Raw genomic sequence first — 11,008 nt, 5'->3', positions numbered from 1 at the left:
CCGCTCAGATGTGGCGGGTATTGGAATTTGGAAAGTACGTATCTCATGGCGGATTATACTCCGCCGGATGGACGCGAGAAGGCCCCGAAAAAGGCGAAAAACCACAAAGGTCATCGCCCAAAAGCACAAAAAGGCCCGCAGCGCGCTCCCGGCGATAAAAAGGCGAAAAGCCAGCCGAACAGAGGCAACGGGTCACCGCAATGGCGGCGTCCTCCCCACAAATCCTACAAGCAGGCCTATGCCGCGATCGACCTCGGCACCAACAATTGCCGCCTGCTGATTGCGCGCCCTTCGGATGAGAATTTCGTCGTGATCGACGCGTTCAGCCGTGTGGTTCGGCTGGGTGAAGGATTGGCGCAGACCGGGCGGCTATCAGATCACGCAATGGACCGCGCATTGGGGGCGCTGAAAATCTGCGCCGACAAATTGCGCAAACGCAATGTCCACCTCGCCCGCTCGGTCGCCACCGAAGCCTGTCGCCGGGCAAGCAACGGCGAAGCATTCATCGAGCGCGTGCGGCGCGAGACGGGCATCGTGCTCGACATTATCAGCGCGCAGGAAGAAGCGCGGCTGGCGGTGCTGGGATGCCACATCCTGCTGGAAGACGGCGTCGGCCCCGCGATCATTTTCGACATCGGCGGCGGATCGACCGAGCTGGTATTGATCGAACCGGGCGCACCGGTCCCCCGCATTCTCGACTGGCAAAGCGTGCCGTGGGGGGTCGTATCGCTAACCGAGACAGTGGGCCATGAAACCGGCTCTCGCGAGGACCGGCTGGCCCGCTATGCCAAGATGAAACAGTTGGTGACCGATAGCTTTGCCGAGTTTTCGGAGCGGATCGCTCAGCACAGCGCGCCGGACCAGCGCCTGCTTGGCACGAGCGGCACGGTGACAACGCTGGCGAGTGTCCATCTAGGCCTGCCGCATTATGACCGCAGCCAGGTCGACGGGTTGATCGTCCCGACAGACAGTATGCGCGACATCTCGCAGGATCTCGCCGCCATGTCCCCCGATGAGCGGTCCGAACTGGATTGTATCGGCCATGAGCGGGCGGAACTCGTTGTGGCGGGTTGCGCCATTCTCGAAGCGATTCTCGACATTTGGCCTGCCCCGCGCCTTGGCGTGGCAGACCGCGGCATCCGCGAAGGCATTCTGCGCAGCCTGATGACGGCGGACGCGGAAGGACAACAGACGCAGGCCGCGATGCGGCGCGACAAATCTGCAGGAGCAAATGGCTGATGGCGCGCGCAGGACAGGATTCGCAGCGGCGGCTGAAGACCGCGAAGAAGCGCAAGGCATCGAGCCAGCGCTGGCTCGAGCGGCAGCTGAACGACCCCTATGTCAAAAAGGCCAAGGACGAAGGCTGGCGCAGCCGAGCGGCTTTCAAGCTGATCGAGCTCGATGACCGCTTCGGCCTTGTCAAAGGCGCGACCCGCGTAATCGACCTCGGCATTGCACCGGGCGGCTGGAGCCAGGTCGTGCGCAAACGTGCGCCCAAGGCGGCGGTGGTCGGCATCGACTACCTCGAGACCGAACCGATCGATGGCGTCACCATCCTGCAGATGGATTTCATGGACGATAAAGCGCCCGCCGCGCTGGAAGAAGCGCTGGGCGGTCCGACCGATCTGGTGTTGTCAGACATGGCGGCCAACACCGTGGGCCACAAGCAGACCGACCATTTGCGCACCATGGCACTGGTCGAGGCCGCCGCTTGGTTTGCGGTCGAGAATCTCGTCGAAGGCGGCGCGTTCGTGGCGAAAGGTTTTGCCGGCGGGACCGACAAGGAATTGCTCGACCTACTGAAGAAACATTTCAGGACGGTCAAACATGCCAAGCCGCCTGCGAGCCGCAAGGGTTCGAGCGAATGGTATGTGGTGGCGCAGGGCTTCAAGAAGACCGGGTGACCGCGTCTGCGGCGCAAAAACAAAAAGCCCCGGCGCAAGGCCGGGGCTTTTTCGTTTTCCTTTAAGCGAGTGGCTTACTCGGCTGCAGCCTCTTCAGGTGCTGCTTCTTCAGCGCCCTCTTCTGCCGGTGCTTCTTCGCCCTCGGCGCCTTCTTCACCTTCGGGTGCTTCGGCTTCAGGAGTGAATTCAGGCAGAGCCGGGCCGCCGCCATTCTCACGCAGGTAAAGGATCACATCCGCACGTTCCTGCGCATCATTAAGGCCAGCAAATGTCATTTTGGTGCCCGCGGCGAAAGCAGCCGGGTTGGCGAGCCATGCGTCCATCTGCTCGTAAGTCCACGCCCCGCCAACGCCCATCAGAGCATCGGAATAGGCGAAGCCAGGTGCATGATCGCCGATATTCGCGCCGAGAACGCCGTAAAGGTTCGGGCCGATACCTGTCGCACCGCCCTGCTCGATCGTGTGGCAGGCAGAGCATTTGGCGTAGACGCCAGCGCCAGCTTCGGCAGAGCCCACCGAGAGGCGTTCTGCCAGCGATGCAACTTCCTCGCCGCCGCCAGCAACTTCTTCCGGTGCGTCGATAACGTAACCCCACGCGAAGTCTTCGCCGACATCGGGCTCATCGCCGTGGAAATACATGCCGGAAACGATGGATCCGCCCAGCGCGACGATGCCAGCGCCCAAGATCCAGCCGAAAGCGGTATTCATACGATCATTCATGACAGGTCATTTCTATCGTGCGTTAAAATATGCGTCGCGCTCTAGTGGGGTCGGCGCAAGCGCGCAAGGGGTCTCGAAGGCCTAATCGCTTGTCGCACAGGCGCGGCCGCGTTAGTCGCTGCCGTTCTATGCAGAGTTTCCCCGCCCCAGCACTCGCCATGGTCGAAAAGATGCGCACCGCTGCTGCCGCAGAGCCGGAGCGTGCGATTGCCTTTCAGGGTTCGCCCGGAGCCAATTCGCATCGCGCTGTCAGCGAGTGGGACCCGGCTGCGCTGCCGCTGCCCTGTTTCAGCTTCGCAGCAGCGATTGACGCAGTAAAATCGGGCGAGGCATCCTGCGCGATGATCCCTATCGACAATTCGCAGGCGGGCCGGGTGGCGGATATTCATTTCCTGCTGCCCGAAAGCGGTCTCTCCATCGTGGGCGAGCATTTCATGGCGATCCATCATGCGCTCATGGCGCTGGATGATGAAGGCCCGTTCGAAGCCGCCTACAGCCACCCCCATGCACTGAGCCAGAGCCGCCATTATTTGCGCAAACGTGGCATGGTTCCCCTGAGCCATGCCGACACGGCGGGCGCCGCGGCCTATATCGCGGACAAGGGCGACCCCAAGGTCGCCGCCATTGCACCTGCGCTCGCCGCCGATCTCTATGGGCTCAAGATCGTCGAAGAGAATGTGGAGGACAGCGCCGACAATACCACCCGCTTTGTCGTCCTCGCCCGCGAAGCTCTCGATCCGGCCATGCTGGAGGGACAAGATGCGATGACCACTTTCATCTTCGAAGTGAAGAACATCCCCGCCGCGCTGTACAAGGCAATGGGCGGGTTCGCGACCAATGGCGTCAATATGACGAAGCTGGAAAGCTACCAGAAGGGCACCAGCTTTGCCGCCAGCATGTTCTACGCCGACATCATCGGCGCGCCGGGTGATCCGGCAATCGACCGCGCGATGGAAGAGCTCGCTTTTCACTGCAAGGAATTGCGGCTGCTGGGCAGCTATCCCATGGCGCGTACGCGGGGCTGACCATCATGGGTGCCAAGGCATTTTCCATCGCGAGGGAAAAGCCGGACAGCCCCGATGTTCTTGCCCTGCTGGAACGGCATCTGGAAGAGATGCACCGCTGCTCCCCTTCGTGCAAAGTCAACGCGCTTCCCGCTGCAACTCTCTCGGGTGACGATGTCCGCTTCTTTGCAGCCCGCTCGGCAGGCCAGCTCGCCGCAATCGGCGCATTGAAGCGGATCGATGGCAAACGTTGCGAGATCAAATCCATGCGTGCTGCAGACGCGTTTCGCGGCTCCGGCGCAGGCAAGGCGATCCTCGATCACCTGCTGTTTGTCGCGCGCGAATGCGGATGCGACTGGATCGGACTTGAAACCGGGCGACATCCGGTTTTCGAGCCCGCGCAAAAGCTCTATGAGAGCCGCGGATTCAAAGAATGCGATGCGTTTGGCGAGTACGTCAGCGATGATTTCAGCATGTGCATGGAATTGCACCTGAATTGAGCGGGTAATTCTTTCGCAAAAGGTGCAGCAAGTGATTGCTTCGCAAACCCTCTCATGCCAGTTTCATCAATGTGACGATTTCACCGGGGAAAGATGCGCTGCCACAGATTGCGCCGGGGCAGCAGGGGGAGATGGCGCGTGGGGGCGATTTCGATCAGGCCTATGCCGATCTGCGCGCTGACGAGAGCATCCAGTTCGCCGAAGTGGAATTCCCCGCACAGGAGCCGCCGCCTGACTGGCTCACCGATTTCCTGCAATGGCTTTCAGAAGTGCTTGCCCCACTCGGCATGTTTTTTGTCGCGATCTGGCCGGTACTCAAATGGGTACTGATCATCGGCGGCATTGCGATGCTGGTGATCCTGATCGTCCGCATGATCGAACCCGATTTCCTGCGCCGGAAGAAAAAGACGACCGCAGAGGGTGAAGACAGCTGGGCGCCCGATCAGGGCGAAGCACTCGCCCTGCTGGAGGAGGCCGACCGTCTGGCGAATGAAGGCCGCTACGATGAGGCGACGCATTTGCTGCTCAAACGATCGGTAGGGCAGATTGCCGAGGCGCGGCCGGATCTGGTCGAGCCATCGAGCACGGCGCGCGAACTGTCGGCAGAAATCCGCCTGCCGCAGGGCGCGCGCGATGCCTTTGGCATCATCGCTGCACGCGTGGAGCGGAGCCTGTTTGCGCTCAGCCCGCTGCATCAGGACGATTGGCAGGCGGCCCGCGCTGCCTATGCCGATTTCGCCCTCCAGCAAAAGGCGCTGGCGGCATGACACAGGAAAGCTCACGGCGTGCCAATCCTTTTCGCCCCGGCGTGGTGCTGGCGGTGCTTGCGATTGGCGCGAGTGCCTTTCTGCTGATGCTCTATGCGCTTGGCCAGGGCTGGACTGGCCAGCAGGACCGCGATGGCGGGACCCATGCAGCATCGAACGGTCTCACCGGCTTTGCGGGTCTGGTACAGGTGGCGGAAGGTAGTGGCTATTCGGTCGAGCTTTCGCGCAATCGCGGCAGGGCCAATGATTACGGGCTCGTGGTGCTGACGCCGCAGCTTTATGGCGATATCGCGGAACTGTCGGAGCTGGTCGAGGAACGGCAGAACCTCGACTCCGGCCCGACGCTCATCATCATGCCCAAATGGGCCGCCTATCCAATCCCCGTGCAGAACGAAGTCGAGACCGAAGACGGCTGGGTCATGCTCGTCGACGCCCGCGCGCCAGGCTGGCTGAATGAGCTGGCCCTGACCGAAGGCGCGGAGCTGTCGCTCGGACAGACGAACGGCTGGAACGGCTTTGGCCGGAATGGCGATCTGCCCGATGAAACGCGGGTGCAGGCGCTGACCGAGCAACCCGATCAGGCCTTCAAGCCGCTGGTGGTCGACAGCGAAGGCGATGTGCTGGTCGGCGCGCTGGAGCAGGAAAGCAACGGCTATGATTACGAGCCGTGGCCGGTGATCGTGGTCTTCGAGCCCGATTTGATGAACAATTACGGCATGGCCGATCGGGACAGGGCGCGTGCAGCCATGGAGATTATCTCCGCCGCGACGCTGGGCGACGACCTTCCGATCATATTCGATCTTACGCTGGCGGGGCTTGGCACTTCTGAAAACCTGCTGACGCTGGCATTCAGCCCGCCATTCCTCGCCGCAACGCTATGCCTCATCCTAGCTTCCATTGTGATCGCATGGCGCGCGTTTCGCCGTTTTGGCCCTCCGGCAGTGGAAGGCCCCGCTATCGCGCGCGGTAAACGCCAGCTCGCGCGCAATGGTGCAGCGCTGGTTGCGCAGCTGAAGCGCTTCCATTTGCTGAAAGAGCCTTACGAGGCGCTGATCGGCAAACGCGTCGCCAATCATCTTGGCCTGCGGATCGCCGACAATGACGCGCGCGAAATAGCCATTGATCGCAAACTGCAAGCGCGCGGACACACCGGCCCCCGTTTCGTCGACCTTGCCGGAGATCTGCGCGAAGCAGAGCGCCCCGGAGACATTATTCGCGCCGCACGCGCGCTGAGACAATTCGAAAGGAATCTGACGCAATGAGCATGACGCTGGAGGGCACCGCACAACTCGCGGGCACGATCCGCAATGAAGTGAGCAAAGCGATCGTCGGCATGGACGACACGATCGAGCATCTGCTCATCGCGCTTGTGGCCAAAGGGCATGTGCTGATGGAAGGCCCACCGGGCACGGCCAAGACGTTCCTCGCCAATTGCTTTGCGGCGGCGACCGGCCTCGATTTCGGGCGCATCCAATTCACGCCGGACCTGCTGCCGGGCGATATCCTCGGCTCAAACCTGTTCAACTTCCAGACCAGCCAGTTCACGCTGACGCGCGGGCCCATTTTCTGTGAGCTGCTGCTCGCCGATGAAATCAACCGTACGCCGCCCAAGACGCAGGCCGCCCTGCTTGAGGCGATGCAGGAGCGCAAGGTGACGCTGGATGGCGAGACGCACACGCTGTCCGAGCAGTTCATGGTCGTTGCCACGCAAAACCCGATCGAAAACCAGGGTGTCTATCCGCTTCCCGAAGCACAGCTCGATCGCTTCGCGTTCAAGCTGCTGGTGCCCTATCCCAGCGCTGAGGAAGAGGCGCGCATCGTCCACCGCTTCGGTGAGCGCAGCGGGCCGCAAAAGCCTGCCGATTTCGGCATTGCGCAAGTTGCTTCACCGCAGGATATCGCCGGTGCGCAGGAAGCGGTGAAAAGCGTCACTCTGGCGCAGGATGTGATCGACTATGCAGTCTCACTGGTGCGCGCGACGCGGGACAATCCCGATCTCGCCAGCGGAGCATCGCCGCGCGCAGCCGTGCTGCTCGCCAATGCCGCGCGCGCCCGGGCCGCGCTGCAGGGCCGCAATTACGTGATCCCCGATGATGTGAAGGCGCTCGCCACGTCCACGCTGCGCCACCGCCTGCTCCTCTCCCCTGCCGCCGAGATCGAGGGCAAGGACGTCGAAACCCTGGTCGAACAGATGATCGAACAGACCGAGGCGCCGCGGTGATCCTTCGAAACGCCATGCCCTTCCTCTTCACCAGGGGCAGGAGGTGCTGAGGTGATTCAACGCCTCCAGGCTCTCGCTTCGCGGATCAATATCCCGGCTATTCCCATCGTGCTGACTGGCCGCACGTTGGTCATGCTTGGCCTGCTCGCGCCGATTGCAGTCGTCATTGCCGCGACGGCGCCCTCCGCATGGATCGTCGCGCCAGCGGCTGCGGCGGCGCTGATTCTGGTCGCGCTGATCGATGGCTGGCTGGCAGGCGCAATGTCACATTTCGAATATGTCGTGCCGAGCGATGCCGAAGTCGGCCAGCCGGCGATGATTCGCGTCAATGCGGAGATTGAGCGTGACGGTGATGCCGCTCTGCCTGAAGCTGCCATCGGCTATGACCCAAGGCTCGGCGCGGACGGAGCGAGCCATTTCCGCCTCCAGCCCACGGGAAAGCCGGGGCAATTTTCCGGCGTGGGCGAGGCCGTACCGGTACGACGCGGGACGGGCGAATTCCACGACCTCTGGCTCCGCTGGCCCGGGCCATTGGGCCTCGCTGTGCGCCAGACGCATGTTGAGCTCGATGCGCGCATGCGCGTGTGGCCGGACCTCTCGCCGGTACGCTCTCCTGTCTTGCAGGCCTTCATGCGGGACGCGCAATTCGGCCTCGTCGCGCGGCGCATTCGCGGTGAGGGCACACAATTCGAGGCCTTGTCCGAATACGAACCCGGTATGGATCGCCGGCGCATCGACTGGAAAGCCAGTGCGCGGCACACAGCTCTCTACGCCCGCGAGAATGAAAGCGAGCGGGACAACCAGCTCGTCTTCGCTTTCGATTGCGGGCAGAGCATGTGCGAGCCGGTCGATGGCTTGCCGCGTATCGACAGAGCCGTCTCAGCGGCTCTCACCGCAGCCTATGTCGCGCTGAAAGGCGGCGACCGGGTGAGCCTGTTCGGCTTCGCCGATCACCCGCAGCTGATGACTCCATTCGTCAGCGATACGCGCGCTTTCCACCGCTTGCAGAGCGCAGCGGCAGAGCTCGATTATATCCCGCGCGAACCCAACTTCACCCTTGCCCTCGCCACGCTGACATCGCGGCTGAAACGCCGCAGCCTGATCGTGCTGTTTTCCGATTTTACCGATCCGACGTCGGCGGAAATGATGGTCGAAAGCGTTGAGCGGCTGGTGCGCCATCACCTCGTGATTTTCGTCACCATGGTGGATACCGAATTGGAAGAGCTGGCGATTGAGGAGCCGGACAGCATGGGCGATATCGCTTCCGCCGTTAGCGCCGATGCCCTTGCCACCCAGCGCGCCATCGTGTTGCAGAAATTGCGCCGCATGGGCGTGAACGTGATCGAGGCGCCGCATGACAAGATCGGCTACCAGCTGATCGACACTTATCTCGCGACCAAGCGGGCGGAGGCAATCGGCTGATGGCGCTTTCCCTGTTCCGCAAGAATGAAATCGAACCGCCCGCCGATATCGAAGCGGCGAGCCTTCGCTCGGACAAATTCCGGCTGGAGCGTGAAGTCGACTGGCAGCGGCTCGATCAGATCGTCACTGCGCTGGAGAAGGGACGGCCCAAGCGGATCAGTGATGAAGATTTGCTCGACCTGCCGGTGCTCTATCGCAAGACCGCGTCCAGCCTTGCCGTGGCGCGAGAGACATCGCTGGATGCCTCTACGCTCGACTATCTTGAGGCGCTGGTGCGCCGCGCGTGGTTCCAGATTTACGGCCCGCGCGTGGGCTTCTTTGGCTGGCTGAAGCGATTTTTCCTCGGCGGATGGAGCGGAGCGATCCGCGCGATCTGGCTCGACATCTGCATCGCCTTTGCTGTGATGGTTGCGGGAACGATCGTCGGCTGGCTGCTCGTCGCGCGCGATCAGGAGTGGTTTTACGCGCTGGTGCCCGGTGGCATGGCAGGCGGCCGTGTGCCGGGCGCGCCACGGGAAGTGCTGGAAGAAACGCTGGGTCACCAAGGCGGCGCAGACGGGCTGGGCGTTTTTGCCGCGTCGCTCTTCTCCAACAATACCGGCGTGGCGATCATGGCCTTTGCATTGGGGTTCGCGTTCGGAATCCCGACACTGCTGCTGCTCGTATACAATATGGCGCTGCTGGGCGCGATGCTGTGGGTGTTCAACGACGCAGGCCTCGGCACGGAATTTGCCGCCTGGCTGAGCGTTCACGGCACGACGGAGCTCGGCGCGATTATGCTTGCAGGCGCGGCAGGCATGCATGTCGGTCGCACCATGGCTTTTCCTGGCGATCGATCGATCCTCTCCGCCATGCAGAGCGCTGGCGTGCGCGCCGCGCAAGTCATGGCTGGCTGCACCATCATGCTGATCGTTGCCGGATTGTTGGAAGGATATGCGCGCCAACTGGTCGATGGCACATACGCCCGCTTCGCCATTGGCGGCACAATGTTGGTGCTCTGGACGCTTTACTTCCTTGCCGTTCGCAGCCCGAAGGAGCGTGAGGCATGAGCGCGGCGATGAATTTCATGCGCGGCGAGCCGGACAAGCGCGACCGTATGCTGGTAACGCCCGAAGGCCTCGCCCTGCCGCTGACAGTCGGCAGCAGGGGCGCGCGTGCTGGCGCACTGATGCTCGACATGATCTTCATCGTGCTCGGCATCATCGCTTTCTTCATCATCATGGGCCTGCTCGGTTTCAGCCTGATAGATATCGGCGAATCCGGAGAGGCAGGACCGGTCTTCGAGTTCCTCATCATCCTGGTGATCCTGTTCCTCTTCCTCGCGCGCTACGGCTATTTCCTCTGGTTTGAGCTGGGGCCACGAGGGGCGACACCAGGCAAAAGATTGCTCGGCCTGCGCGTCGCAGCGCGCGATGGTGGCCAGCTGACTGCGGAAATGGTGATCGCCCGCAATCTGGTGCGCGATGTGGAGGTCTTCCTGCCGCTGTTTTTCCTGCTGGGCGGTGGGGAAGATGCAGGCGTTGCGGGCTTCGCCGCTTTCATCTGGCTAGCGATCTTCGTCCTCTTTCCCTTCTGCAACAAGGATGCTCTGCGCGCAGGCGACGTGGTCGCGGGCACGTGGGTTGTCGAAGCCAAGGCCGCGAAGCTGAAGGAGGCGATGTCGCTCGCGCCCGATCGCAGCCACGATTACAGGTTCGGAGAGGCGGAGCTATCCGTCTATGGCGAGCACGAATTGCAGGTTCTCGAAACTGTACTGCGGCAGGATCAGCCGGAGGCGCTGCGCGATGTGGCAGAAGCGATTACCGGCAAGATCGGATGGCGCCTTGGCCAGGGCGATGAGCGCGAATTCCTCGAAGCCTTCTACGCTGCGCTGCGTGGCCATTTGGAAGGCGGCATGCGCTTTGGCAAACGCAAGCGTGACAAGTTCTCGTAAGAATTATGAGCGAAATGATTCTCCGCCCCGCAACGCCCGAAGATGCAGAACCCCTCGCGCGCCTTGGTCGCGACAGTTTCTGCGCGAAATTTGCTTATCTCTATGACCCCGCTGATCTGAATGCTTTTCTGGAGGAGGTATATTCGGTTGAAGCGGTCGCGGGCGAGATCGCCGACCCGCAGCTGACGCACCGGCTCGCAGCGGATGTTGCGGGCACGCTTCTCGGCTTTATCAAGCTGAAGGACCCCAGCGGCTACACCGAATACACCGACGCCGAAAAATCCATCGCGCTGCAACAGCTCTATTGCGCACCGGACAGGACGGGCGAAGGGATCGGGGGAGCGCTCACCGATTGGGCATTGGCCGAGGCGCGCAGCCGCGGCTGCGATGCCATGCAGCTCTCGGTCTATTCGGACAATGACGGTGCACAGCGCTTTTACCAGCGGTACGGCTTTGCCAAGATCGCCGACATTTATTTCATGGTCGGCAATCACCGTGACGATGAATTTCTCTACGAGCTGCGGCTTTAGAGCCGGAA

General features: G+C 62.1%; 12 protein-coding genes. 11 read left to right on the top strand and 1 reads right to left on the bottom strand.

Translation table 11 applies throughout. The annotated features are described in order from the left end of the window. Window positions 1-45 precede the first annotated feature (45 nt). Window positions 46-1,239, top strand: coding sequence for a Ppx/GppA phosphatase family protein (locus O2N64_RS06790; RefSeq protein WP_271079519.1), 1,194 nt, complete (start codon window positions 46-48; stop codon window positions 1,237-1,239). Next, window positions 1,239-1,904: an RlmE family RNA methyltransferase gene (locus O2N64_RS06785; RefSeq protein ID WP_271079518.1), complete on the top strand. Its 666-nt coding sequence runs from the start codon at window positions 1,239-1,241 to the stop codon at window positions 1,902-1,904. Before O2N64_RS06790 ends, O2N64_RS06785 begins: the two co-directional genes overlap by 1 nt. Window positions 1,905-1,978: 74 nt before the next feature. On the opposite strand, the gene O2N64_RS06780 is transcribed toward O2N64_RS06785, so the two are convergent. Next, window positions 1,979-2,623, bottom strand: coding sequence for a c-type cytochrome (locus O2N64_RS06780; protein ID WP_271079517.1), 645 nt, complete (start codon window positions 2,621-2,623; stop codon window positions 1,979-1,981). A 128-nt stretch (window positions 2,624-2,751) separates the two neighbouring features. Between O2N64_RS06780 and O2N64_RS06775 the strand changes: the two genes are divergently transcribed. The 9 genes from O2N64_RS06775 to O2N64_RS06735 all read left to right on the top strand — a co-directional run bounded on the left by O2N64_RS06775 (window position 2,752) and on the right by O2N64_RS06735 (window position 11,000). Further along, entirely contained in the window at window positions 2,752-3,648 is an 897-nt protein-coding gene (locus tag O2N64_RS06775) for a prephenate dehydratase (RefSeq protein WP_271079516.1), read from the top strand. A gap of 5 nt (window positions 3,649-3,653) precedes the next feature. Further along, window positions 3,654-4,127 carry a GNAT family N-acetyltransferase gene (locus O2N64_RS06770; RefSeq protein WP_271079515.1) on the top strand — a complete coding sequence of 158 codons (474 nt, stop codon included), beginning with the start codon at window positions 3,654-3,656 and terminating at the stop codon, window positions 4,125-4,127. 71 nt (window positions 4,128-4,198) lie between these two features. Then, a complete protein-coding gene (locus O2N64_RS06765) occupies window positions 4,199-4,894 on the top strand; it encodes a hypothetical protein (RefSeq protein WP_271079514.1) in 696 nt (231 codons plus the stop codon). Next, a complete protein-coding gene (locus tag O2N64_RS06760; RefSeq protein ID WP_271079513.1) occupies window positions 4,891-6,156 on the top strand; it encodes a DUF4350 domain-containing protein in 1,266 nt (421 codons plus the stop codon). Before O2N64_RS06765 ends, O2N64_RS06760 begins: the two co-directional genes overlap by 4 nt. Then, window positions 6,153-7,115 (top strand): AAA family ATPase, encoded by a 963-nt coding sequence (locus O2N64_RS06755; protein ID WP_271079512.1) that lies wholly within the window; start codon window positions 6,153-6,155, stop codon window positions 7,113-7,115. Before O2N64_RS06760 ends, O2N64_RS06755 begins: the two co-directional genes overlap by 4 nt. Window positions 7,116-7,247: 132 nt before the next feature. Beyond that, the gene (locus O2N64_RS06750; RefSeq protein WP_271079611.1) at window positions 7,248-8,537 is read left to right on the top strand and encodes a DUF58 domain-containing protein; all 1,290 of its coding nucleotides are present in this window, start codon (window positions 7,248-7,250) and stop codon (window positions 8,535-8,537) included. Beyond that, window positions 8,537-9,586: a stage II sporulation protein M gene (locus O2N64_RS06745; RefSeq protein WP_271079511.1), complete on the top strand. Its 1,050-nt coding sequence runs from the start codon at window positions 8,537-8,539 to the stop codon at window positions 9,584-9,586. The genes O2N64_RS06750 and O2N64_RS06745 overlap by 1 nt, the downstream gene beginning before the upstream one ends. Further along, window positions 9,583-10,470 carry an RDD family protein gene (locus O2N64_RS06740; RefSeq protein ID WP_271079510.1) on the top strand — a complete coding sequence of 296 codons (888 nt, stop codon included), beginning with the start codon at window positions 9,583-9,585 and terminating at the stop codon, window positions 10,468-10,470. Before O2N64_RS06745 ends, O2N64_RS06740 begins: the two co-directional genes overlap by 4 nt. Window positions 10,471-10,475: 5 nt before the next feature. Further along, complete coding sequence (locus tag O2N64_RS06735; RefSeq protein WP_333781579.1) at window positions 10,476-11,000, top strand: GNAT family N-acetyltransferase; 525 nt, start codon at window positions 10,476-10,478, stop codon at window positions 10,998-11,000. Window positions 11,001-11,008: the final 8 nt, after the last annotated feature.

This window comes from Aurantiacibacter sp. MUD61 (assembly GCF_027912455.1).
Taxonomy (GTDB): Bacteria; Pseudomonadota; Alphaproteobacteria; order Sphingomonadales; family Sphingomonadaceae; genus Alteraurantiacibacter.
The sequence above is the reverse complement of the archived record's forward strand: the minus strand, read 5'-3'. Positions and strand labels throughout refer to the sequence as shown.

Coding starts and splice junctions, on each gene's coding strand:
- O2N64_RS06760 (WP_271079513.1), top strand. CDS start 4,891: ATGACACAGGAAAGCTCACGGCGTGCCAATCCTTTTCGCCCCGGCGTG.
- O2N64_RS06750 (WP_271079611.1), top strand. CDS start 7,248: ATGCTTGGCCTGCTCGCGCCGATTGCAGTCGTCATTGCCGCGACGGCG.
- O2N64_RS06775 (WP_271079516.1), top strand. CDS start 2,752: ATGCAGAGTTTCCCCGCCCCAGCACTCGCCATGGTCGAAAAGATGCGC.
- O2N64_RS06755 (WP_271079512.1), top strand. CDS start 6,153: ATGAGCATGACGCTGGAGGGCACCGCACAACTCGCGGGCACGATCCGC.
- O2N64_RS06735 (WP_333781579.1), top strand. CDS start 10,476: ATGAGCGAAATGATTCTCCGCCCCGCAACGCCCGAAGATGCAGAACCC.
- O2N64_RS06780 (WP_271079517.1), bottom strand. CDS start 2,623: ATGAATGATCGTATGAATACCGCTTTCGGCTGGATCTTGGGCGCTGGC.
- O2N64_RS06790 (WP_271079519.1), top strand. CDS start 46: ATGGCGGATTATACTCCGCCGGATGGACGCGAGAAGGCCCCGAAAAAG.
- O2N64_RS06740 (WP_271079510.1), top strand. CDS start 9,583: ATGAGCGCGGCGATGAATTTCATGCGCGGCGAGCCGGACAAGCGCGAC.
- O2N64_RS06785 (WP_271079518.1), top strand. CDS start 1,239: ATGGCGCGCGCAGGACAGGATTCGCAGCGGCGGCTGAAGACCGCGAAG.
- O2N64_RS06745 (WP_271079511.1), top strand. CDS start 8,537: ATGGCGCTTTCCCTGTTCCGCAAGAATGAAATCGAACCGCCCGCCGAT.
- O2N64_RS06770 (WP_271079515.1), top strand. CDS start 3,654: ATGGGTGCCAAGGCATTTTCCATCGCGAGGGAAAAGCCGGACAGCCCC.